This is a genomic window from Pseudomaricurvus hydrocarbonicus, from assembly GCF_011602365.1.
Taxonomy (GTDB): domain Bacteria; phylum Pseudomonadota; class Gammaproteobacteria; order Pseudomonadales; family Cellvibrionaceae; genus Pseudomaricurvus; species Pseudomaricurvus hydrocarbonicus.
Window position 1 is genome coordinate 394593 of the sequence record NZ_JAAONZ010000004.1, and the last position, 24635, is coordinate 419227.

Genomic DNA, 24635 nt, shown 5'->3' on the forward strand with positions numbered 1-24635 from the left:
CCGCCAATCCAACGGAAAACTGCGCCCACAGAACATTTGCTGTGCGGCTGACGTACATTCACAGTGCCAGCCCTACCAATCCCGCTATCGCTATACTCCTGAAGATCCGGTTTTATGCCCTGACGCCAGAGCGCCTCATCGGTGCCACGCAGAACGCGCACAAACTCAGCCTGCCGTTTCATCCACTAAATGCGCAATTCTCTTCTCGATAGCATCCCGAGCCCGGAAAATACGAGACCGGACGGTTCCTACAGGACACCCCATAACATCAGCAATTTCTTCATAGCTAAGACCTTCGAACTCACGCAGGGTCACGGCAGTGCGAAGATCTTCCGGCAAATCCCTTATGGCACTGTCCACTTCGGCCTTTAATTCATCCCGAAAGAGGTTATTCTCCGGAGTGTCTACATCCTTCAACAGGTCACTGCCGGAATAGAACTCTGCATCCGCCACATCGACATCCGTTGCCGGCGGCCTTCTGCCACGGGAGACAAGATAGTTTTTAGCCGTATTAATGGCGATACGGTACAACCAGGTGTAAAACTGGCTATCGCCGCGGAAGTTCCCCAAGGCACGATAGGCCTTAATAAAGGCCTCCTGTACAACATCGTATACCTCATGTGAATCATTTATGTAACGACTCACCACGGATATCATTTTGTGCTGGTATTTCAAAACCAATAAGTCGAATGCTCGCTTATCGCCCTTCTGAACCCGCTCCACAAGCTGTTGATCTGTTTCTGGCGCACGCTGCGCTGTCATCCTGTTCTCCAAAACCTCTCATTTTTGCCAATTATGGTCACTTGTCATGAACATCCTCTGAATATGCATGAACCAGGGTTCATCTTAAACGCTCCGCAGTGAACGTTTATTCCAACCAACAGCACCTATAACAAGCAGGGCAACAACGACAAGACGCCCTATTATTGATTCTGAAACTAGACTGCAGGCGAGATGAGAAGTTCACACCTGCCCAACAAACATTTACGCGACAAGTGTCCCGGGCACAAATAACACACAATAAGACCATGTTTAACGCAAATTTTGCTACAGCTTAGCAATTTTCACCTCTGATGAAGTAAATTCTACTCTTTAACAGAAGCGATTGCCTCTTAAACCGCCCGAAAAGGCAATACCACCGCGAGCACGGCATGTATATACTAGCCGCCTTTCACCGGTAAGTTCAGGGAACACAGGCATAAACTATGCGTAGCCGTCACCACCTACACGATGTCTTGATTATTGGCAGCGGAGCCGCAGGTCTCACGCTTGCACTCAATTTGGCCGACACTGCAAAAGTGGCGGTTCTCAGCAAAGGCGCCCTCAACGAAGGGTCAACCTGGTTCGCCCAGGGCGGCATTGCCGCTGTACTGGACGACAACGACTCCATCGAGGCTCACATTGAAGACACCCTCAACGCTGGTGCCGGCCTCTGCCATGAAAGCAGCGTGCGCTTTACCGTGGAAAGGGGCAAAGCCGCCATTCAATGGCTTATCGACCAGGGCGTTAGCTTTACCAAACAACAGGACGGACCGGACTACCACCTGACCAAAGAAGGCGGTCACAGCCATCGACGCATTATTCACAGTGCCGATGCCACCGGGCGAGCCGTTCATACAACCCTGATCGAGAAAGTCCAGAAACACGAAAACCTGGATCTGTTCGAACATCACATCGCCGTTGACCTGCTGACACAGCCCGACACCCGCAGCGGAAAAGTCCGCTGCAGCGGAGCTTATGTGTACAACCGCAATCAGGATTGCGTCGATGTATTCCAGGCCAAAGCCGTTATTCTGGCAACCGGCGGAGCCAGCAAGGTGTACCTGTACTCCAGCAACCCCGACAGCGCCAGCGGAGATGGTATTGCCATGGCCTGGCGAGCGGGCTGTCGCATCGCCAACATGGAGTTTAATCAGTTCCATCCGACCTGCCTGTATCACCCCAAAGCCGGTTCATTTTTGGTCACTGAAGCTCTGCGCGGCGAAGGAGCACACCTTAAATTGCCCAATGGCGAGCGTTTCATGCAGCGTTTCGACGAAAGAGGCGAATTGGCGCCTCGCGACATCGTGGCCCGAGCGATTGACCACGAGATGAAACGTCTTGGCAGCGACTGCCTGTACCTGGACATCAGTCACAAACCCGCAGAGTTCATCAGTGAACACTTTCCGACAGTGAAAGCCCGGTGCCTGGAGTTCGGCATTGATATTACCAAGCAGGCCATCCCCGTCGTTCCGGCGGCACATTACACCTGTGGTGGCGTGGTGGTTAACCATCACGGGCAAACTGACCTGGACCAGCTTTACGCCATTGGCGAAACCTCATTCACGGGCCTGCACGGCGCCAACCGCATGGCCAGCAACTCACTGCTGGAATGCGTCGTTTACGCTCAAGCGGCCGCCGAACACATTGCCGAGACCCTGGGTAACATTGATGCCCCCGGCAAGGCCCCGGCCTGGGATGACTCCCGGGTCACTAACTCCGACGAAGATGTGGTTATTTCCCACAACTGGGATGAACTGCGTCGATTTATGTGGGATTACGTAGGTATTGTCCGCACCCGCAAGCGCCTTGAGCGTGCAACGCACCGCATCAAACTGCTGCAAAAAGAAATTCAGGAGTACTACAGCAATTATCAGGTCGGCAACGACCTGATCGAACTGCGCAACCTCGCCATGATCGCCGAACTCATCATCCGCTCGGCCATGGAACGCAAAGAAAGTCGGGGACTGCACTACTCTCTGGATCATCCCAACAATTCTTCCATTGCCCGAGATACGATTTTGGTGCCGACGAATTTCGCCGCCCAGGAGATTTTTGTCCGAAGTTAACGCCTGTGAATGGCCTTTGATGGGGTTGATGGCCTTGTGATAATGGCAGCCACGCCCTCATCACAAGTCGCCCTCGACCCGTTTAACCTTTGGCAACACTTGAGGACAAGGCTTTACCCTGGGCCCCGAGAAATCTTCAGAGCGCAACAACCTCAGGGCTTCAGGGCTGGCACTGTCCGGCCACAACAAGAGGCTCCGCCACCGTCGCTGCCCCTGCGCCCGATAGTGCAACTGCAGCCACCAGGGGGCCAATTGCCAGCCCCTGACAACCTCGAGCCGAAGACGGGGCACGGCCTTTGCGGTCTGACGCCCACCCATCCCGGCGGCAAGCAATGGGTCAGCATCGGCCCTACCCTGAATTCCCGCAAAACCACAGCGGGCTGACTCCCCGTCAACGCGCATCTGAGTGGCGGCTCCCTGTGCCATCGACAACCCCCGTGCATCAATCAACCAGCTGCCCACAGGATTGCGCGCCAAATAGCGATAACCCCACGCCGCCAGAAGCAGGACAAGCAGACACCAGATCAGCAACCCCAGCCCCGCCAGGGCAGAGAGACAGCCAGCCGCCAGGGCCAGACACGACATCAACAGATGAGTGGCCCGGGCCATGTTTGATGGTCTGATCTCAATGACATTTGATCCTGAAAAAACACCCGCAGGGCGCAGGTTCGCGCCCGGGGCAGGAACCCTGGCGGCTGACAGTGAATCGCCCTGGTATGGATCCGCAGGCTGGAGGGGAAGGTTTTCGCCAGCACCGGGGCCGACTTCGCTCAGGCGCCTGACAGCGGCCTTTCGCGTTCGAACCCTGCTGATAAGGCCGCTAACAGCCGCAAAGACAAGCCTTCGCTGCCGAGTGATGATCTTTTTAAACTTGCATCCCGGTATGGCCACGTACGATATCCACTATCTTTTTGATCTCTGGATCCTCTGGTTCATGACGATGAATAAACCAGTTAAACATATCCTGATCTTCGCAATCCATTAATTCCCAATACCGCTCTTTATCTTCCTGCGGCAGATCATCATAGACATTTTCCAGAAAAGGCTGCAACACCAGATCCAACTCCAGCATGCCGCGGCGACTGGCCCAAAACAGACGGTTTTTGTCCATGAAAGTAACCTACTTAGTTAATAGCTCAAAATGGGTATTTGCTCAAAACAATGAGCCATGTGCTTAAAAATAAGGGGCGCATTATACCCCCAGACCCGCCGGGCCGCGAGCCAAGCCTGTCATTCTTGGGGATTTACAAAAGACCAGACTAAATAGAGGCAGCCCGGGAGTGCCAGAGCATGAACTACTTATGCTAAACTGAAGTGTAAACTTTAACGTATGTTCTCTCTTGTTATAGATCTATTCCCCATCGCGCTATAACCCACCTACCGATTAACCGCACATAAACACTGAAAGCCCGAACTCTATGAACCCAGATATACCGAACCTCATAGCCCTTCCCCATATCGGTCTGCTGCAGATACAAGGGCCTGATGCGACGAAATTCTTGCAGGGTCAGGTCACCAATGACATCAACGCCTGCACACCGGAGCAATGGCAACACAATGCTCACTGCAGCCCAAAGGGACGCATGATTGCCAATTTCGACAACGTCAGAATCGATGAACAAACGCTGCTCATCGGCGTGCAAAAGGATCCCTTGAACGCCCTGCAGACGTCTCTGGGCAAATACATTGTGTTCTCTAAAGCCAAGTTAGCGGATGTCAGCGAGCACTATCAGCTGGTCGGCCTGCTAGGTGTTGATGTTACAAACTGGGCCAAGCAGCACCTGGGCATTGATTTTGTCGCCGGGATGACCGCCGTGCAGAAAGACGGAGCGGTATACCTAAAACGGGATGAGGAGCGAATTGAGTGCTGGTTCCCTCAAAGCGGCTCTTTGCCGGATGCGTTACGCAATGTGGCCCTGTCGGAAAACACGACAGGCTGGTGCCAGAAAGACATCGAACTTGGCCGCGGCTGGGTAACAGCAGCCACCGTGGATGAATTCTTACCGCAGTTTCTCAATCTTCAAACAGCCGCCATCAACGGTGTGAGCTTTAAAAAAGGCTGCTACACCGGACAGGAAATCGTTGCCCGCATGCACTACAAGGGTAAATTGAAACGTCACTTGTACCGTTTCGAGCTCAGCGGCAACACGCCGGCTGCGGCGGGCTCCAGCCTCTTTACTGACAACAGCAAGCAATCTGCCGGCACCGTCGTCAACAGCGTCTGCTGCGATGGCAAAGTGCAACTGCTGGCGGTAACCACGGAAGATGCGGTAAAAGGCGGGGCTCTGACGCTCGATCAGGATTCTCGGGACACTTTAACGCTGTTACCCCTGCCTTATGAGGTCGAGTAGATGCCTTATCAGGTCGAGCAGGTCGCTCGACCTGATCCCCGGCGAGGCCTGGGGACAAGGTGGTATTTTATCCTGCGGCCCCGGAAAAGATGAGGTAATACTGAAGCCGGGCAGCCGGAAATTCGACGCCCAAGCTCGTTTAGAAGCTCAAAGTGAACTGACCGGCGCCTGACAGCTCCGCATCGGGCAGAGCCCAGTCAATCGGGCTCTTGCCCTGCCCCAGCAGATACTCATTGGCCCTGGAAAAATGACCACACCCCAAAAATCCCCGGTGGGCGGACAGCGGCGACGGGTGCACTGACTCCAGAACGCAATGTCGACTGCGGTCAATTATCCCCCCTTTCTTGTGCGCATAACTGCCCCACAACATGAAAACCAGCCCTTCCCGGCGCTCATTTAACAGTTCAACTATTTTGTCCGTAAACGTCTCCCAACCCTTACCCTGGTGGGACCCGGCTTTACCCTGCTCCACCGTCAAAGTGGCATTCAACAACAACACCCCCTGATCGGCCCAGCTTTGAAGGCAACCGTGACTCGGCACGGGTATGCCAGTATCCGCTGTAATTTCTTTGAAAATATTGCGCAATGAGGGCGGTATTTTTACCCCCTGCGGCACTGAAAAACTGAGCCCATGGGCCTGATGTGGACCGTGATAGGGGTCCTGCCCCAGGATCACCACTTTCACCTTGCCAAAAGGGGTACTGTTCAAGGCATTAAAAATCTGTTCCCGGGCCGGATAGATCACTTTCCCCTGCGCCTGCTCTTGCAACAGAAACTGGTTGAGAGACCTCATGTAGGGTTTTTGAAGTTCCGCCCCCAATATCGGGCTCCACGAAGACCCCAACGATTCGAAATATGCTGTCATAGCCCTTCTTACACCCATTGATTCATGATCCGCAGCGCCTCTTGCCGTGTCTGTTGTTGGGGCAGCGGAACCAAATATCTTCAAAAGGCAGCATACTAACACGCTAGCAGAGCCCAACGGATAGCCTGTTGCGTCATGCTCAGGTAAAATGCCCGCTCTTCTTCTCAGCCCAGTGCCCTATTCCATGCATTTATTCGTCGATAACCTCACCAACGTTGATTTCAGCTACTTGCACCCACAGCGAGGGCTGCTTGGTGAAACCTGGCTCGCCAGTACACAACTGGATGGTCAGCTCGATCAGCAAGGTATGGTCTGTGATTTCGGCGTGGTAAAAAAAACACTGCGCGACTGGCTGGATAGGGAGATCGATCACCGTTTGGCGGTCCCGCTCCGCTCGCCCAACCTGAAGTTGAAACAGACCGGCAAGCGCATCAACCTGACCTGGACTTTCGGCGAACACTCCTTGCAATGCTCTGCACCCGAGCAAGCAATTGCCCTGGTGGATGCCGAGGAAATCACCCCTCACTCAGTCAGCCAGTGGAGCAAAAACCAACTGCGCAGCCTACTGCCAGACAGTCTTGATCGGTTGGGGCTCGATTTTGAACCTGAAGACATTAATGGCAGTTATTATCACTACAGTCATGGATTAAAGAAACATGACGGCAACTGCCAACGCATAGCCCACGGTCACCGCTCCCGGATTCACATCTGGCGCAATGACCAGCCCGCCCCGGAACTGGAGGCCCAGTGGTCCAAAACCTTTGAGGATATCTACATCGGCACCCGGGAAGATATTGTTCAACAGGAAGACCGGTACATCCGCTTTGCCTACACCACGTCCCAGGGGGCTTTTGAACTTTGCATGCCCGAAACCTGTTGCTACATGATCAATACCGACACCACGGTTGAGCTCATTGCCAGCCATTTGGCCGATCAACTGAAGCTGCAGTTTCCCTCTGACCGCATCAAAGTCAAAGCCTACGAAGGCATTGGCAAAGGCGCCCTGGTCATCCGTTAATTTACACTCAACCGCGGAACCGACTTAACGCTCACGCCTGCGCCGAGCCCTGTGCAGAAAGACTCAATGCTGCAAAAAAAGCATTAAACCCATAAATCAGGGGTGCGATCTATTATAATTGTGACAGCGCAGGGTGCCGTCAACGGTCTATACTCGCTGAACCCATTTTGAGATGACCACAACACCTGTGGCAGCGCGAGCTCAAGGCCCAAAGCCCAAAGCCAGACCGTCACTCCGAATACGTTTATACAACACTAACAATTATTAACGACAACCATTTCAATAATCATTATCACGACAACGTCAAACATTTCAAAGAGGTTTTCTTTTGTCAGATTTAATCACCGGCCAATTCATTACCGGACAGCGCTGGATCAGTAACACTGAGGCAGAATTGGGATTGGGTATCGTCAGCGAAACCGACCATCGCTTTGTCACCTTAAGTTTCCCGGCCGCCGGCGAGCAGCGCATTTACGCAAAAAACAATGCCCCCCTGACCCGAGTCCAGTACCGGGTTGGCGAAAAGATTAAAGACCTTGACGGCAACACCTTACTCATTGAAGAGATCAAAGAAGACAAGGGCTATCTCTCTTACCAGGGACTAAACCACGCCGGAGAGACCATCACGTGGGGAGAAGTTGAACTGGATTGTTTTGTACAGTTCAACAAGCCACAAGACCGATTGTTTGCCGGGCAGATTGACCGCATCCGCGACTACAAATTACGCCACCAGACACTGCTGGAACAACAGCGCCTTGCCTCGCTGAACACGACGGGGTTAATTGGCCCCCGTGTACAACTACTGCCACACCAGCTCTATATTGCAGACAATGTTGGTAAGCGCTTCGCACCACGAGTCTTACTCGCTGACGAAGTCGGTTTGGGGAAAACCATCGAAGCCGGGCTGATCATCCACCAGCAATTGATCAAGGGCCTCAGTCAGCGAATTTTGATTGCCGTACCAGAATCCCTGACACACCAGTGGCTGGTAGAAATGCTCAGGCGTTTCAACCTCTCTTTCACCTTATTGGATGAAGAACGCTGCCAGGCCCTGGAGCTTAGCGATGACGCACTCCTGTCTGATGACGAGATGCTGGAAGACGATCCCTTTGAGATGCCGGGACTGGATGACACCAATCCCTTTGAATCCGCTCAACTGATTCTCTGTAGCCTGCCGTTGCTGACTGACAGCCCCAAGCGCTTACAGCAGGCTCTCAGCTGTGACTGGGATTTGCTGGTGGTTGACGAGGCCCATCACCTTCAATGGCAGCCGAATCACCAGTGCCCGGCCTACGACAGCATTGAACAACTCGCCCGAATTGCCCGCGGGCTGTTGCTCCTTACTGCCACCCCGGAACAATTGGGTATTGATAGCCACTTCGCCCGCTTGCGGCTGTTAGACCCCGATCGCTACTACGATCTCGAAACATTCAAACAGGAGCAGCGGCAGTTTCAGCCGGTCAATCAACTCGTTCAGCAGTTATTGTCATCCGCACCCGCTGCCGAACTGCTTGCAGACGCTGAGCTCACCGAGCAACTGCAGCAGATGCTTGGTCAGAACGGGCTGAATTTACTGCAAGAGGACAGCGAAGAATCCCGCAACGAGCTGGTCAATCAATTGCTGGATCGCCATGGGACTGGACGAGTGCTGTTCCGCAACACCCGCGCCGGCGTGAAAGGTTTTTCAGGCCGTCAACTGCATGCTCATCCCCTCAGCCTGAGCGGTGAGCCCTCGCTGGGATTTGCCGACGCCGAGAGAGTACAGTGGTTAAGTCAATGGCTGAAACAACACCGCAAAGAGAAAGTCCTGATCATTTGTTCCAGCGCGGAAACAGCACTGGACCTGGAAACGCACCTGAATTTACGCGGTGGGGTGCGCAGTGCGGCGTTCTATGAAGGCCTGAGCCTGCTGGAGCGGGATCGTGCCGCAGCCTACTTTGCCGACCTGGAGGATGGCGCTCAGGTTTTGGTCTGCTCGGAAATCGGCAGTGAAGGACGCAACTTTCAGTTTGCCCACCACCTTGTCATGTTTGACCTGCCTCTGAACCCGGACCTGATTGAGCAGCGCATTGGCCGTCTGGACCGGATAGGCCAGTCTGAAACCGTTCAAATTCACATCCCCTACCTGGAGAACAGCCATGAACACACCCTGTTACGCTGGTATCACGAAGGGTTGAATTGTTTTGAACACGTCTGCCCCATCGGGCAAACGATCTTCGAAGAATTTGAAGAGGGCCTGAACGAGGCACTGGATGGCAACGCGGATCTGGAGCTCCTGATCGAAGCCACGCGCCAGCGCACCGAACTGTTGCTGGAGGAGCTGAAGAATGGCCGCGACCGTTTACTGGAACTGAACTCCTGTAAAACCGAAATCGCAGACGCGCTGGTGAAAGAACTGCAGGCACTGGATGAAGACAGCAGCTTGAGCGAGTACATGAATCGAGCTTTTGACATTTTTGGCGTTGATCATGAACGCCACAGCGAAGAAGCGTTTGTTGCCCACCCTTCCGACCACATGCACGCTCATCACTTCCCCGGTCTGCCGGACGAAGGGATCACCGCCACCTACAGTCGCCAGCAAGCTCTAAGCCGGGAAGATATGCAGTATTTGACCTGGGAGCACCCCATGGTCAGCGGCGTGATGGACATGGTGCTCAGCAGCGATCGCGGTAACACCGCCATTTGCACCATCAAACTGCCCCCCCTAAAGCCTGGCAGCCTGTTGATAGAAGGCTTGTTCCAGTTCAATTGCCCGGGCCCCAGAGCCTTGCAACTGCCACGCTTTATGCCTAACAGCTGCACCCGCCTGGTGGCAGACAACAACCTGAAGGCGCTTGAACCAATCATCACTTCAGAGCATTTCAATAAACTGGGGCAATCCATTCAGAAGCCGGTCGCCAAACAGCTGGTTCAGCATGCGCGGGCCGACATTGAACGCATTGTTGGGCACCTGGAAAGCAAAGCCGAAAGCTTACAACACAGCATGATCGAAGAGTCCTGCACATGTATCGACGCCTACTATGACCGGGAACTGTCGCGCCTGACCGCTCTGGCCGAAGTGAATCCGAACATTCGCGAAGAGGAAATTCAATACCTGCAGATCTTAAAAGAAACCAGCGTACAATACATGCAAAGCGCTCAACTGCGCCTCGACGCAATCCGTGTGGCGGTGGTTACCGACTGACCAGGAGGAGATGAACAGTGCGAAACTGTTCATCTCCTCCTCCAATCCTTAGGTTAAGAGAGCCTCAACACGCGGTCATCGACAACGCATAAGCAATTGACAGCTGACGGTTGATTGCGCCCCTGAGTAATGGCCCGCGGTTGATTAACCCAACGTTAGCTTTCCAGCCATACGTCCCTGACCCAATACCAGATGTTTTCCCACACTTCGGCGTCGAAGCCCGACTCTGTCCAAAGCTTGATTTCGCCGTCCTGCGCAACACAGTAAAACCCGTCGCGAGATTCACACAACGCCACCATTTCCCGCGGCATGCCTATGGACCAGGCGGTCGAGGTCACTTCAGGGAGGTAGGTGTGAGATGAAGGATCGGCCACGGTGACCGGTTCCAGGGTGCCATAAACTACATCCCCGCAAGTCATCAGAAACTCACGAAAATCCGCGGGTAGCGGCATCAAAATCTCTTCCTGAGCCACGACCACCTGATCGTGCTCGGGCAACTCCAGAGGTACCGGCACCTCTTCCGAGACCGCGTGCAGCTCATCAATCAACTCTTCCATAACGCCCTCTTGCCTTACACAATCTCATGATAAAACATGAATTAATTCTTACTTAACACCCAGCAAACCATCTTTTAACCGAACGATTTGCTCGCCCGCTTCATCAATTCTAAAAAAATCATCCTGATTGTCATACTCCGGTCCGGGGTCACATTGCACCGGCAACCCAAAAGCCGCAAAGGCCTCCCGGGCACATTCCACATCCGACTCCCAGGGGGTTTTGTCAGAATCGAACCAGATACCCACATAAGGCCCACCTTCAATGCCCGTCTGTACAACAATCGGAATCGGCGGCTGCTGTTCCTGAGCACGGTACATCCGCACACCTTTTTGGGATTTATCGACGGGCAATTCTTCCAGTGGGCCAAGAACCCCTTTAATCCACCCTAAAACGCGCTTCAATACCGGTTCGCGGATGTAAATTTCAATATCTTTCATAGAACCCACACAGTGTAAGGACAGCTTGTCTAAAAACGCTTTTCGACCAAATCCGGACTCAAAGACTCAATAGAAGACTTCTCGGTCTCGGGCTGGGCCAGCTGCGGGGTAAGGTATCACCATTCTTTCGACAAACCCACACAAAACAGGCTCTGAGCCCGCAGGTTTGGGATAACCACCGCTGCGAGCCAAAATGGCTTTTAATGACATCCCGAGACGACGTCAATAGCGTCAGAGACAAGCAGTTGGCCTTATAAATCAATGATGTATGCCGCCTCCCACTTAATAGATTCAGTTTTTTGGCGTTCCCTGCTAAAATCCCGCCCGTCCAAACAGGCCGCGAATAGTCCTATGCATTTAGAGCAGTATTTTACCCCTTCCCAAGCTGAATTCAGCTTTACCCGAAATCAGGCGTGCAGCTTCGCCAAACAAATTGCCAATGATTTCAACCCCATCCACGATGAAGACGCCACCCGCTTTTGCGTACCTGGCGATCTACTCTTCGCGGTCGCGCTGTCCAAGCTAGGATTAAGCGAGAAAATGGACATTCGTTTCTCTGATATGGTCAGTGACGGTGTCAATCTGCATTTTGAACACGCCTCCGATGGTCACGTTGACATTCAGGACGAGGCCGGTAAAAACTACCTGTACATCAAGTCTGAAGGTAAAAAAAACCTGGATGCAGACATGATTTCCAAGCTTACCGAAGTGTATGTGGCTTTTTCCGGCAAGACCTTCCCGCACCTTCTGGTTCCCCTCTGGGAAGCCAATGAAGTGATGGTCAATCCGGCACGCCCGTTGGTGATTTACGAATCCATGCATCTGGAGCTCGACACCCTGGATTTTCACAATCCTACTCTCGAATATGCCCATTCAAGCCTTGAGGTGAACGGCAAGCGCGGCAATGCCTGCATCCGGTTTAACTTTAAAGAAGGCAATGACACACTGGGGCACGGTGAAAAACGCATCGTTTTGAGTGGTCTCAAGCCCTACGATCAAAAGGCCATTGACGGTTTGATCGAATTCTACAATGAGCGCAAATCGATTTTTGCCTGAGTACCCTGTTAGTGTTTAACCGGGTACCCGGTTGCAAGGGCGGCCACAACGCTAAGGGGTTGGAGGTGCGCCGCTGGCGCCTCTCTCCTTACTCAGGACGTGATTTACCACAGACCAGTCTTCCACCACGGCATTAAAAAACCCGGATTCACGATACGCACGCTCCAACCGCCGCTCTCTGCGGAGAATCCTCAGACCTCGCGTAAGAGCCCGGGACACCACAGCGTAATCTTTTGAAGTCCTGCTGATCGGGTAATGGCGGCTCCCCAGCAGCTCTACCTGTATTCCTTCAATGGGATAGAGTCGGTATTCAGCCACCTCAATACTGAGCTGTTTACCTGCGGGAAAAGGTGCAAGGGTAATATCTGCACGCCCCAAACACAGCATTTTCACCATGGAAATCCAATTATCCACGGAGTCCAGCTTGGAAAACCCCATCGCCTGAAGTGTTTGCCAGTCCACTGTCCACTGACGATTAGACACCACCCTCAGATCTTTCAATGCTGGTAATGTATTTTGGGAAAGCAATTCCTCCTTGCAGGTATAAACCCCCACCATAAACTCACCAGGCCTGACAATGGCATCGCTCACGGCCACACTCGGCTTGAGACGCTCAGCATCGCGCTTCCACACCGTGGTCCCCCCCAGAGAAGCGTTGCCAGCGGCTAATTCCCGAAAGGTACGTGCGTAATCCGGGCTGCTTCGCAAGCGGATCTGATCCTTGTAGCCGCCTTCCAGCAGAGCCTGGATCACCAGCACCACTTCGACAACGTCGCGGCGCGAAGCCTTCCCGTCAAAGTGGAAAATCCTGCCCACGTCCCGACCGTCGACAAATGTCTGATAGTCGCTCATTACATCGTCTGGCACCAGTATGGTGGCGCTGTGCGCGATCGCTGAGCTGAAGATAAACAGGCACATTCCAGCAATCCATTTGCCAGTCATCCGGCGCCCCCAACTACGCCCCCAACTACGCCCACCAGTAACCCCACCTGTGATCCTTACCTGTGCCATGCGACTCCCGCTTTTTAAGCACTTCAACCTTACAGCAACCTTTTGGACATCCACATCACCTCACAGTATAGGCTTCGCAATGCTTCAGCCAGAGATTAATACCCGGTCCTCGAAATTTCTGTTTGTGCAAAATAATATAAAAACGCCGGTGAAAGTTTCGCTGAGGTACGTCAAGTGGCACCAGACTGCCACGGCGAAACGCATCCCGCAGCGCAATTTCGGACAAACAGCCAATTCCCAGTCCGGCCTCTACCGCTCGCTTGATGGCTTCAGTATGTTGCAACTCATGGCGAATATGCATATCGCCGAGTAAACCCTGCATGGCACGATCAAAGGCCTGACGCGTTCCGGAACCGTACTCCCTGACCACCCACTGGGCCTCCAACAAATCCTCATCCGATAATTGCCCCTTGGTCGCCAGCGGGTGATTTGGCGCACAAAACACGACTAGATCATCTTCTCGCCATTGCATCACATCCAGATCCGGGTGCTGCAGCTCGCCCTCAATCAAGCCGACATCCAGCTCATAGTTTTCCACCATCCGGGCAATGGTTTCGGTGTTGGCCACTTTGAGCTGAACATCAGCCCCGGCATGATCGGTCATAAAGCTCGCCATCATCTCCACGGCGAGGTAATTGCCTATGGTCAGCGTGGCGCCCACTTTGAGCAAGCCCAGATCCTGATGCTGATTCAGGTCCCGCTCGAAGGCTTGTGCCTGCTCTAGCAGGGCTTCGGCCCTGGGGCGCAAAACCCGGCCCAATTCATTCAGCTGCAGACGCTTTCCGACGCGATCAAACAACTGAATATCAAACTGCTGCTCAATGTCGCGCAATGAGCTGCTGGCCGCCGATTGCGACATCGACAAACTTTCCGCCGCACGGGTAATGTTTTCAAAGTGAGCGGCTGCCAGAAAAACCTCTAACTGCCGGAGTGAATAACGCATAGTTTTGGGGTCCACGGTGTCAAAGTTTGGAAATCACACGGAGTATGTCGTCAATTCAAACGACAAACCCCTTATATGCGAAAAACTGATTACAAACTTCTGATTAACTTGTTTTACAAATATGATAATCAAGCTTTACACTGGCTGCAACTTAAATGATCACCAGTAAGGGTTAAGCACCATGGCAAAAGTCATCACCGAAGCGGTCACCAGCATCCACCACTGGAATGACACCCTGTTTAGCTTCAAAACCAGCCGCGACCCCGCTTTGCGTTTCGAAAACGGCCACTTTGTGATGATGGGCCTTGAGGTCGAAGGGAAACCCCTGATGCGCGCCTACAGCATTGCCAGCGCTAACTATGATGATCAACTGGAATTTTTCAGCATTAAGGTGCCCAACGGTCCGCTGACCTCAAAATTGCAGAACATTCAGGTGGGCGACCAGATACTGGTCAGCACCAAACCGACCGGGACCCTCATCGCCGATCACCTGCTGCCCGGCAAACACCTGTACCTGATCAGTACCGGTACCGGCCTGGCCCCGTTCATGAGCATCATTCGTGACCCGGAAATCTACGATCGCTTTGACAAGATCATTCTGACGCATGGTGTGCGCACTGTCTCCGAACTGGCCTATCAGGAAGTGATTGAAAAGGAACTGCCCAATGATGAGTACCTGGGCGATGTCATTAAAGAAAAGCTGCTCTACTACCCCACGGTGACGCGTGAGCCTTACCGCAATCAGGGCCGCCTGACCGACGCGATGGCTTCCGGTGTACTGCCAAAGTCTTTGGGCTTACCCAATATAAACCCTGAAACAGATCGCTTCATGGTCTGCGGCAGTCCGGCAATGCTGAAAGACACCTGCGCGTGGCTGGATGAGCGAGGCTTCACCGAGTCACGTCACGGCCATCAAGCCCACTATGTGATTGAAAGAGCCTTTGTCGAAAAATAAACGAGAATATTGATTCCGTTTCGGTCCACATCTATTCGTGGTAGTCTTTTCACCGACTTAAGCAATTGACGGACTTGGACATTACATGGGCTCGATATTTACCTCTCTGGCCAGTCTTCCAGAACCGACACAGGCGCGCAGCCGCGAAGCCCTGGATCGTTTTCTGGCCGCCGGTGAGCGGCTGCTGGCGGAAAACCGTTTTGAAGAAGCTGGCATCGCGGAGCTCGCCAATGAGGCTCAATCCTCTGTCGGTACCTTTTATCGACTGCTGTCTGAAAAAGAAACACTGACGCTGTTATTGATGCAGCGCTTTTTCACCGAGATTGAAGATATGGTGGAAACGACGTTTCACCCTGATCGCTGGCAGGGACAAGGGATCGCCGCGATTGCCGAAACCTTTGTTGAAGTCTTTGTTGATATCTACGAGGGACGCGGTGGCGCCCTGCGAGCCTTGATCCTCAGAGCCTCGCGCGATGCCAGCTTTCGCGATCAGGTTCACCAGCTGAATCAGCTGATCGGCAAGCGTTTGGGGTCACTGCTGCGACAGCGCAAAGACGAAATCACCCACCCTCGACCAGAACAAGCCATTAAAGCCGTGGCGCATATGGTACTGGGCATACTCAACCAGCACACGATCACAGGTTCTTTAGGCGGACTGTCACGCAAAAATTTGAATGCGGAACTGGTGCGCGTCTTCAATCAATACCTGGGCGTCAGCACCTGATCGGCGCCTGCTTACCGCTGGTGGACAGAACCAAACGGCCCGCCCAAAATAACGAATGTCCACGGTCAAACTCCCGCAACACCACTGGCACTCAGAGCATCAAACGGTCCCACTAAACGGTTAAGGTATCACCGTCCTCTCTGCGTGTAACGCCGCCTCTACCTGCACACCTGCACGCCTGCACACCTGCACACCTGCACGCCTGCACACCTGCACACCAAATTCTAAAAGTTCACTTCGCACTGCCTGGAAACTCAGATTCATAAAGATACTCTTTGTTATTGTCATTAATAATGAGCACACCCACGCCCTGTTCAAACTTTTTCCCCCACACAATATTTACGGAACCAATATTCCGATATTAATGGATTTCGCTTGCAATCGGAATATGTATTCCGTATTTTGAGTGTAGATGAAAGGCACACAGGAGGCCAGCATGCCCCGAACAGCGGTGAGAAACGTTTATTTGAATTATGAAATTGTCGGCCAGGGAGAGGCTCTGGTGTTGTTACACGGCCTGGGATCAAGGCTGGAAGACTGGCGGGCACAAACGGCTTACTTTTCGAAGAGCTATAAGGTCATCGCCGTTGATTTTCGCGGCCACGGTCACTCCGACAAGCCCAGCGGACCCTATTCCATTCCGATGTTTGCCGATGACATCCTTCACCTGCTGGATCAGCTTGGCGTAGACCAGTTTCACCTTGCCGGCTTTTCCATGGGGGGGATGACGGCCTTTCAGTTGGCGGTCAACCAGCCACAACGACTGAAAAGCCTGACCATCATCAATTCCAGCCCCTGCGTGCCCTATCAAACCCTGAGCGAAAAAATGACCGTTTGGGGCCGGCTGGGCTGTATTCATTTACTGGGTATGGCGCGGCTCGGAAAACTGATCGGTCGCAACCTGTTCCCCAGAGCGGAGCAAAAACCTTTATACGATGAGTTTCTCGCCACTATGAAACACAACGATGTTGAGGCTTACATCCACTCACTGAAATCATTTCTGGGCTGGGATGTCACGTCTCGATTACATCGTTTAAGCATGCCGGTGCTGGTCGTGAGCGCGGACCACGATTACACACCGGTGAGCCATAAACAGAGATATTGTGAACACATCCCCAACTGCCAACTGCACGTTATTGAAGATTCGAGACACGCAACACCACTGGACCAACCCGAGAGACTGAATGGTGTTGTGGACGCTTTTTTACGCAGCACCCAGCCGGATTTTTCACCCCAGTAGTTAACACCATACCCAACAGCAATAATCATAAAAGGGAAAGACTATGAACAACACCAAGCGCCTTAAGCTCAGCCTGTTAAGCCTTGCCATCGGCAGCACCCTGCCACTGCCGGGGCACACCCAAGACTCAACCGATTCACTCCTGCTGGAAGAGGTGGTGGTGACCGCGCGTAAACGCGCCGAAAGCTTGCAGGAGGTTCCCTTAGCGGTTACCGCCATGGATGCCCGTGAGCTGGCCATCAGCGGCGCCGCCGACCTTGCCGACATTCAGGCGCAAGTGCCCGGCTTAACGGCTTACGCTGCCCGGGGCACCACCAGCACATTAACCGCGTACATTCGGGGCATCGGACAGTCGGATCCACTGTGGGGGGTTGAGCCCGGTGTTGGGCTCTATCTGGATGATGTCTATATCGCCCGCCCACAAGGGGCTTTACTGGAAGTCTTTGATGTGGACCGTATTGAAGTGCTGCGGGGTCCGCAGGGCACCCTGTACGGCCGCAATACGATTGGTGGTGCCATCAAGTACATCTCCAAACCCATCGGTTTTGATCAGGAAGGCAAGTTGCAACTGACGCTGGGCAATTACAATCGGCAGGATTTGGTCGCCAGTTACAGCACCCCCCTGATTGAAGACACCCTCGCCGCCAAACTCTCAGTGGCCTCACTGAGCCACGATGGGCTGGGCACCAATCACACCACGGGAAGCGACGTCAGCGATAAACAAGTGCTCAGTGGCCGACTGTCCCTGGACTGGGTCATCAGCGATAGTCTGAGCGCGAAACTGGCCCTGGATGCCACCAAAGACACCTCGGCACCACGCGGAGGCCAACGCATGCTCGAAAACCCCTGGGAAGCCACCCTACCCGTCATGATCTCAGGCCTTGTGACGCCCCTGGTGCCTGGCCTGCCTTATTATTCCGCAGAGGCCGTTGCCGCCGCCGCGGTGAACGGCCAGTCGCCGCTGCCGGTATCCACTGATCGCTATGATACTGACAGTGGATTGGTTGGCGCGCGCAACGATGTCACCACTTCCGGGGCCTCTCTGACACTGGCGTACGACCTCAACAACGCCTGGAGCCTCAAATCCATCACCGCTTTTCGTCAGGGTGACACCGTAGGCACCCTTGATTTCGACATGGGCCCACTGCCCATCGCCGATGTCTACGGCGAATACGACGATCATCAGTTTACTCAGGAATTGCAGTTTAACTACGACAACGGCGACAGCTGGCAGGCGGTTTTTGGCCTCTACTACATCGACGCCACCGCCGGCGGCACCGTTAAGAACCAGTTTTTGCTGGCCCCCGTGCTCCCGGCTGGCCACCCCAGCAATCCTCTGCCGATCGCCATCACTACCGTCCTGCCCCAGTACAGCACCAGCGCCGGCGACGTCATCACAGAAAGCTATTCACTCTATGGCGAATCCAGCTGGCAAATGACCCCGGCCCTCAGCCTCACTTTGGGTGGGCGCTACACCCGGGAACAAAAAACCGCCGCTATTTTGGCGGAAAATTATGCCGACCCCGACTTTACCTCAGTCACTGCCACCGAAACCGACTTTACTGGCAGTGAAACCTGGAGTAACTTTTCCCCCAAGATCGGTCTTGATTATCAGTTCGAAGATCATCTTTTACTCTATGCCAGCGCCAGCATGGGCTTCAAAAGTGGGGGCTACAACATTCGGGCCAAACAAGTAAGCCAGCCGGAATCCATCAACCCCTATGATGAAGAAACCGTCACCACCTATGAAATTGGCTTCAAATCCACACTGCTTGAGCGGCTGATGCTGAATGCAACTTACTTTTACAGCGATTATGACGATATTCAGCTGAGTATCTTCAGTCAGTCCAGCGACGGAACCTTTTTTGGGGACTTCACCAATGCCGGCAAAGGCATGATTCAGGGCGTTGAAATGGAGTTCGCAGCCGCCGTGACGGAGAATTTCAGCGTCAGTGGTAACCTCGCCTATCTGGATGCCGAGTACCGGGAATACCTGGATGGCGGCATTGATGTGGCCGATCAAAAGGCGTTTACCAACACCCCGGAATGGACCTATACCCTGAACGTCACCTATCAACGTGGGTTAAGCCATGGTGCCGATCTGACCGCACGCCTGAGCTACAGTTACCGGGACGATGTGATTCCCACGACCGACCTCAGCCCCATCCTTGCCCAGAAGGCTTACGACACCATCGACGCCACCCTGGCATACACCACCGCTGACGAGCGCTGGCGTCTGGCTTTGGAGGGACGTAACCTGACTGACGAGGAATACCGCACCACGGGTTACGACTTACGCTCTTCGGGGGTGTCGATTGTGGAGGGCTTTTACGGTGCGCCACGCACCCTGGCCTTTAAGGCAAGCTATGCGTTTTAAATCAGCCAATGGGGGTAGAGCCGGTCTCGCAGCAAAGGCTGTTTGAATCGTGTCGTTTGCACCCATGAGGACTTTATGGCGAAACCGTTGCGGATGTTTAAGGCCGGTGCCAGGCAGCATGTGACTGTCTGGCGGGCTGAGAAAAACGGAAAGTCACAAACACAGAGGGGCCGGCTGCACCAGCGGCCACATCATCGCCGAGAGGCGCACCTGACTCAAAACCTCAATCCCAGGACAAAAAGGGAGGCTCGGCTCTATCCTGAATGTCAGGCTGGGCAGCAGGCTGAACAGAAGACCGCACGGACGCTACCGGTTGAGCCTTCTGCCGTTTGGCTTGAGTCAGGTGTGGCCCGGCTCTATTTGACGCCGATTCACGTGAAATCGATGCGCCTGACGTCAATTCACGTGACACCGCCAAACGGGGCCGGTGTGTCGCCAGGTATTCCTGCGCAACCCGCTCGGCGTGATTGGCCTGCACCCAGGGGTGGGCAAACTCAATAAAACGCTCCATCTTGCGGGCCAGCACACTTCTTACCTGTTCAGCCAAAGCCGGGTCCGCGTGTTTGAGTTGGTTGAAATCCAGCTGATACATTTGCAAGCACGCAATGTCCTTAATGTAATGCAGGCCTTTCAAGGTAGAGAGTTTAACGACGGGCAACAGAATATTACCCTGCGAAGACTCCGGCAGATTGGCATGCTCATAATCATAAGGGACGAACGTATTACTTTCAGGGTGAAAGCAAGCCAGCTCTGGAATATCTGCATCGCTGCAGGGGTCGTAATGTAAGAACACTTCACTGGGTTTCAGCCAGCCTTCAGGGATGCGGAAACTAACCCCCCGCTTAGGCTGCACTCGGGGTAAATAACGACGGGATCCGGTGTCCGTCAGATTGAACTCCACAACCAAGCGGTCGGAGTGACCGGTATGAATGGCGAAGCCACGCTCAAGCACCAGGCAAAAGAGTTCAAAGTGTTCATCTTGAGTTTTATGAGGAATGAATACTGTATCTTCCTCCCGATCATATCCCCACATTACAGCCCCACATTACAGCCCCACATTATAAGTCACAGCCCACCACACTAAGCCACTGCCCTGCTAGGTCATAGCCTCACTAAGTCATAACCCAAGATAGAATCAACAGCTCCAGATTAAAAAAGCCCGATGTCACTCGGAGCCATCTGTCTGAAAAAACAAAGACTTTCAGTGTAATTCATCTTGCCCGGGATGCCATGCCAGCCGGCTGTTTTTAGCTGAATACTTCGTTAGCGGTTATCTTTCCACCCCAAACGGTTGCCGCTCTCCCTCACTTGGGCAAACGGAATTTAGCGGTTTGGCGGCTGATCGCCACCAATTTTCCGCTGCTGTCCCACATGATGCCATCTTCTTCAGTAATACCATCAGTCATCATTCGGGAAGTAAATTGACACTGGATCGGCCCTGGAGCCGGCTGCGCCCTGACCTGAACAGTCAGTTCCACGGTGGGCACCCAGCCAGTCGGACCATAATAGGTGAAGACCGGTGGGGGGTAGGCATCACTGAAACACATCAACGCAAAAGTATCGATCGGGCTATCGTCACGGAAATCAATCCAGCCGTCCCAGCGCCCTTCTCCCTGGGGATTACCCAACAAACTTTGCTCCTGGCCCGGGGCCACTCGCAGATTGACATGCTTGGCTATTTTGATGTGCGCAGGTGTGCTCAAAAGAACACAGTCCTGGGCCGTCAAAGTATTGGCCGGCTTGATCAACTGCTGAGTCTCTCCCTGTACGCGCGCCAAATCGGTAAAGGCTGCGGTGACCTGCACTTTGAGCTCAGCCTGCTGGTACAACCTGACCATGGCAAACGAGGTAGACCCGCCAGTGCGCAACACTTCCACGTCACAGACCACCGGCCCGACACTTGTTGGCGCCAAATAAAAGGCACTGACACTCATCGGGTCTTTATGGGGTAACGCTGCGCTCAGGGCTTTAGCCGCAATGGCCATCACATAACCGCCGTTGGGTACGTTACCGATACACCAATTGTCCTCAAACACTGACTGCCAGCGGCTCTCTCCAACCTGCTCTACCTGCGTTTCCTGCTGAAACAACCCCATACCACCTCCCTTAATCTTGACCTGACCTTTGCCACTTTTTAGAGTTCTGCGTCATTGAGCCCAGGGCAATTAAACCCTGCATAAAAAATTCCCCGCAACGGCGGGGAATGGTATCGGCTTATTCGGGGCGCATGGCCGGAAATAACAAGACATCGCGAATCGAAGGCGAATCCGTCAGCAACATCACCAGACGGTCTATTCCAATCCCCTGTCCTGCAGTGGGTGGCAAGCCATATTCCAGTGCGCGAACAAAGTCTGCATCGTAATGCATGGCCTCGTCATCACCGGCGTCTTTCTCTGCCACCTGGGCCTGAAAACGTTCAGCCTGGTCTTCCGCGTCATTCAGTTCCGAGAAACCATTGGCAATCTCACGCCCTCCCACAAAAAACTCAAAACGGTCGGTGACGAAAGGGTTGTCGTCACTGCGTCGAGCCAGCGGCGACACCTCGGTGGGGTACTCAGTAATGAAAGTTGGGTCCATCAAACGGTGTTCAACGGTTTTCTCGAAGATTTCAATCTGAACCTTACCCAAGCCCCAGAAATTCTTCAGTGGAATGCCCAGCTTCTCAGCAACGCCACGGGCGCTGTCCATGTTGTCGATATCACTCGCAGACAACGCCGGATTGAAGTGCAGGATCGAATCAAACACACTGATACGGCGGAATGGCTTGGTAAAGTCGTAGATGGTTTCCTGGGTGATTTCACCTTCCGCATTCTTGACCGTACTGCGAATTTCGGTGGTGCCGATCACCTGCTCACACAACTTGCGTAGCATGTCTTCGGTCAGATCCATCAGATCATGGTAATCCGCATAAGCCTGATAAAACTCCAGCATGGTGAATTCCGGATTGTGCCGAGTCGACAAGCCTTCATTGCGGAAGTTGCGGTTGATCTCATACACGCGATCAAAACCACCCACCACCAAGCGCTTGAGGTACAACTCCGGAGCGATACGCAGATACATATCAATATCCAGCGCATTGTGATGTGTGACAAACGGACGCGCGGTCGCACCACCGGGAATGGCCTGTAACATAGGCGTTTCCACTTCCAGGAAATCACGGCCATTCAAGTAATTGCGCATAAAGGCCACGATCCTGGAACGCGTGACAAAGGTATCACGCACTTCCGGGTTCGCAATCAAGTCCACGTAGCGCTGACGGTAGCGCATCTCCTGATCAGCCAGGCCATGATACTTATCCGGCAACGGACGCAACGCTTTGGTCAGCAACTGATATTCATCCAGCTGGACGTACAGATCGCCTTTACCGGATTTATGCAGTTCACCCTTAACCCCGACAATGTCCCCCAAGTCCAGAGACTTGGCAAAAGGACGGGCCTCTTTGGTCACATACAGCTGGATACGACCTGCGCTGTCCTGAATTTCCATAAAGGCGCCGCGGTTGCGGATCAATCGGCCAGCCACGCTGACCACTTTGCCCATTTGCTCCAGCTCTGGTTTCTCAAAGCCACCAAACTCATTCTGCAAATCCTGGGTTTTACTGTCAGGGCGGAAGGTATTGGGAAAGGCATTGCCCGCTTCACGTAAAGCAGACAGTTTACTGCGCCGCTCAGCGATCAGCTTGTTTTCGTCTTGTGGCTGTTGAGTGTTGTTGCTCATAGTGTTCATCCAATTGTGTACACCGGACCGGCAGCGATCCGGGCAAAAAAACGTTCAATGGCTAGCCAGTACCTTACCAGGTAACAGCTTACAGGCCGGCTTTTAGGCTCGCTTCCATAAACATGTCCAAACCACCGTCCAGAACGGTTCCGCAATTACTGGTTTGGACATTGGTGCGCAGGTCTTTAATTCGCTGATCGTCCAAAACGTAGGATCGAATCTGACTGCCCCAGCCGATGTCGGCCTTATTGTCTTCCAGCGCCTGCTTCTCTTCGTTGCGTTTGAGCATTTCCTGCTCATAAATTTTGGCGCGCAACATTTTCCAGGCCTGATCCCGGTTCTTGTGCTGGGAACGCTGGCTTTGACACTCAGCCACAATCCCGGTGGGTTCGTGAGTCAGTCGCACCGCGGAATCCGTCTTGTTCACGTGCTGACCACCGGCTCCTGAAGCGCGGTAGGTATCCGTGCGAACATCGGACGGGTTAATGTCAATCTCGATGTTTTCATCGATTTCGGGAGAGACGAATACCGAACAGAAAGAGGTGTGGCGACGATTGCCCGAATCAAACGGTGATTTGCGCACCAGGCGGTGAACACCGGTTTCGGTTCTCAGCCAACCGAAGGCGTATTCGCCCTCGAAACGGATGGTGGCACTTTTAATGCCCGCTACATCACCGGCAGAGGCCTCTTCCAACGTGGTTTTAAAGCCTTTGGCCTCGCCCCAGCGCAGGTACATGCGCAACACCATTTCGGCCCAATCCTGTGCCTCGGTGCCTCCCGAGCCGGACTGGATCTCCACAAACGCATTATTGGGGTCCATATCACCTGAGAACATCCGGCGGAATTCCAGCTTGGCGAGGTGAGCGTTGAGGGTTTCAATTTCGGCTTCAACCTCGGTGACACTGTCAGCGTCATCTTCTTCCACTGCCATATCCAGCAGTTCGCGGCAATCCTCCACGCCCTGATCCAGATCCTCAATGGTTTTCACCACTTCCTCAAGGCCGGAGCGCTCACGCCCCAGCTCCTGAGCTCTCTCGGGCTTATCCCAGACACTGGGTTCGGCCAGCTCCAGCTCGACTTCAGTTAAACGCTCTTTCTTATGAGCGTAGTCAAAGGTACCCCCTAAGGACGTCGGTGCGGTCCTGAAGGTCTTTAAGTGCATTTACTAATGGGGCGATTTCCATGAAAACCCTATATTCGTAAGTTAGATACGGACAATTTGACCGGCAAAAATTCAGGCGCGAATTGTACAGTAGCGCAACACCGAACTCTAGGTGTGCCTGCGCCAGAAACCAAACAACCGCACCACAACCCCAAACTGCGAGATCAGACAGCCCCAACACTCCCCGGATTGGCCCCGGTTTGGGAGCG

At 53.5% G+C, this 24635-nt stretch carries 21 protein-coding genes; 9 read left to right on the top strand and 12 right to left on the bottom strand.

The genetic code is table 11. From position 1 onward, the window contains the following. Positions 1–165: 165 nt before the first annotated feature. Positions 166–762 (bottom strand): RNA polymerase sigma factor RpoE, encoded by a 597-nt coding sequence (rpoE, locus tag G8770_RS08395; RefSeq protein ID WP_167184639.1) that lies wholly within the window; start codon positions 760–762, stop codon positions 166–168. A 443-nt stretch (positions 763–1205) separates the two neighbouring features. On the opposite strand from rpoE, the gene nadB reads away from it, so the two are divergent. Beyond that, positions 1206–2828, top strand: a complete 1623-nt coding sequence (gene nadB, locus G8770_RS08400) for an L-aspartate oxidase (protein WP_167184641.1) — start codon at positions 1206–1208, stop codon at positions 2826–2828. A 60-nt stretch (positions 2829–2888) separates the two neighbouring features. Here the strand turns inward: nadB and G8770_RS08405 are convergent, their stop codons facing one another. After that, the gene (locus tag G8770_RS08405) at positions 2889–3437 is read right to left on the bottom strand and encodes a hypothetical protein (RefSeq protein WP_167184644.1); all 549 of its coding nucleotides are present in this window, start codon (positions 3435–3437) and stop codon (positions 2889–2891) included. 256 nt (positions 3438–3693) lie between these two features. After that, positions 3694–3939 carry an FAD assembly factor SdhE gene (locus tag G8770_RS08410; RefSeq protein ID WP_167184647.1) on the bottom strand — a complete coding sequence of 82 codons (246 nt, stop codon included), beginning with the start codon at positions 3937–3939 and terminating at the stop codon, positions 3694–3696. Positions 3940–4246: 307 nt separating this feature from the next. Here G8770_RS08410 and ygfZ point away from each other — a divergent pair, with 307 nt between their 5' ends. Continuing rightward, complete coding sequence (gene ygfZ, locus G8770_RS08415) at positions 4247–5179, top strand: CAF17-like 4Fe-4S cluster assembly/insertion protein YgfZ (protein WP_167184650.1); 933 nt, start codon at positions 4247–4249, stop codon at positions 5177–5179. Positions 5180–5318: 139 nt separating this feature from the next. Here ygfZ and ung read toward each other — a convergent pair whose 3' ends face one another. After that, positions 5319–6044 (bottom strand): uracil-DNA glycosylase, encoded by a 726-nt coding sequence (gene ung, locus G8770_RS08420; RefSeq protein ID WP_167184653.1) that lies wholly within the window; start codon positions 6042–6044, stop codon positions 5319–5321. 184 nt (positions 6045–6228) lie between these two features. Here ung and G8770_RS08425 point away from each other — a divergent pair, with 184 nt between their 5' ends. Together G8770_RS08425 and rapA are read left to right on the top strand one after the other, a co-directional pair. Next, a complete protein-coding gene (locus G8770_RS08425) occupies positions 6229–7062 on the top strand; it encodes a 6-carboxytetrahydropterin synthase (RefSeq protein WP_167184656.1) in 834 nt (277 codons plus the stop codon). A 328-nt stretch (positions 7063–7390) separates the two neighbouring features. Beyond that, positions 7391–10246 carry an RNA polymerase-associated protein RapA gene (gene rapA / locus G8770_RS08430; RefSeq protein WP_167184659.1) on the top strand — a complete coding sequence of 952 codons (2856 nt, stop codon included), beginning with the start codon at positions 7391–7393 and terminating at the stop codon, positions 10244–10246. A 155-nt stretch (positions 10247–10401) separates the two neighbouring features. On the opposite strand, the gene G8770_RS08435 is transcribed toward rapA, so the two are convergent. Together G8770_RS08435 and G8770_RS08440 are read right to left on the bottom strand one after the other, a co-directional pair. Then, on the bottom strand, positions 10402–10803 hold the full coding sequence (locus G8770_RS08435) for an SMI1/KNR4 family protein (RefSeq protein WP_167184663.1): 402 nt from the start codon (positions 10801–10803) through the stop codon (positions 10402–10404). 48 nt (positions 10804–10851) lie between these two features. Continuing rightward, on the bottom strand, positions 10852–11241 hold the full coding sequence (locus tag G8770_RS08440; RefSeq protein ID WP_167184666.1) for a hypothetical protein: 390 nt from the start codon (positions 11239–11241) through the stop codon (positions 10852–10854). Between the two features lie 351 nt (positions 11242–11592). On the opposite strand from G8770_RS08440, the gene G8770_RS08445 reads away from it, so the two are divergent. Continuing rightward, positions 11593–12297, top strand: a complete 705-nt coding sequence (locus G8770_RS08445) for a DUF3581 family protein (RefSeq protein WP_167184669.1) — start codon at positions 11593–11595, stop codon at positions 12295–12297. A 51-nt stretch (positions 12298–12348) separates the two neighbouring features. Here the strand turns inward: G8770_RS08445 and G8770_RS08450 are convergent, their stop codons facing one another. Next, the gene (locus G8770_RS08450; RefSeq protein ID WP_167184672.1) at positions 12349–13239 is read right to left on the bottom strand and encodes a hypothetical protein; all 891 of its coding nucleotides are present in this window, start codon (positions 13237–13239) and stop codon (positions 12349–12351) included. Between the two features lie 124 nt (positions 13240–13363). After that, positions 13364–14251, bottom strand: coding sequence for a LysR substrate-binding domain-containing protein (locus G8770_RS08455; RefSeq protein ID WP_167184675.1), 888 nt, complete (start codon positions 14249–14251; stop codon positions 13364–13366). Between the two features lie 181 nt (positions 14252–14432). Between G8770_RS08455 and G8770_RS08460 the strand changes: the two genes are divergently transcribed. The 4 genes from G8770_RS08460 (at position 14433) to G8770_RS08475 (ending at position 19547) form a co-directional block, all read left to right on the top strand. Further along, positions 14433–15206 (top strand): ferredoxin--NADP reductase, encoded by a 774-nt coding sequence (locus tag G8770_RS08460; RefSeq protein WP_167184679.1) that lies wholly within the window; start codon positions 14433–14435, stop codon positions 15204–15206. Positions 15207–15291: 85 nt separating this feature from the next. Next, positions 15292–15930, top strand: coding sequence for a TetR/AcrR family transcriptional regulator (locus G8770_RS08465; RefSeq protein WP_167184682.1), 639 nt, complete (start codon positions 15292–15294; stop codon positions 15928–15930). Positions 15931–16366: 436 nt separating this feature from the next. After that, positions 16367–17170 carry an alpha/beta fold hydrolase gene (locus tag G8770_RS08470; RefSeq protein WP_167184685.1) on the top strand — a complete coding sequence of 268 codons (804 nt, stop codon included), beginning with the start codon at positions 16367–16369 and terminating at the stop codon, positions 17168–17170. A 43-nt stretch (positions 17171–17213) separates the two neighbouring features. After that, positions 17214–19547, top strand: coding sequence for a TonB-dependent receptor (locus tag G8770_RS08475; protein WP_167184688.1), 2334 nt, complete (start codon positions 17214–17216; stop codon positions 19545–19547). 223 nt (positions 19548–19770) lie between these two features. On the opposite strand, the gene G8770_RS08480 is transcribed toward G8770_RS08475, so the two are convergent. The 4 genes from G8770_RS08480 to prfB form a co-directional block, all read right to left on the bottom strand. Further along, positions 19771–20580, bottom strand: a complete 810-nt coding sequence (locus G8770_RS08480; protein ID WP_167184691.1) for a hypothetical protein — start codon at positions 20578–20580, stop codon at positions 19771–19773. A gap of 271 nt (positions 20581–20851) precedes the next feature. Next, the gene (locus tag G8770_RS08485; RefSeq protein WP_167184694.1) at positions 20852–21643 is read right to left on the bottom strand and encodes a thioesterase family protein; all 792 of its coding nucleotides are present in this window, start codon (positions 21641–21643) and stop codon (positions 20852–20854) included. Positions 21644–21761: 118 nt separating this feature from the next. Beyond that, positions 21762–23264, bottom strand: coding sequence for a lysine--tRNA ligase (gene lysS / locus G8770_RS08490; protein ID WP_167184697.1), 1503 nt, complete (start codon positions 23262–23264; stop codon positions 21762–21764). An 88-nt stretch (positions 23265–23352) separates the two neighbouring features. Then, a protein-coding gene (prfB, locus tag G8770_RS08495; protein ID WP_167184701.1) for a peptide chain release factor 2 occupies positions 23353–24448 on the bottom strand; the annotation gives its coding sequence in 2 pieces (ribosomal slippage) (positions 23353–24375 and positions 24377–24448; 1095 coding nt in all). Positions 24449–24635: the final 187 nt, after the last annotated feature.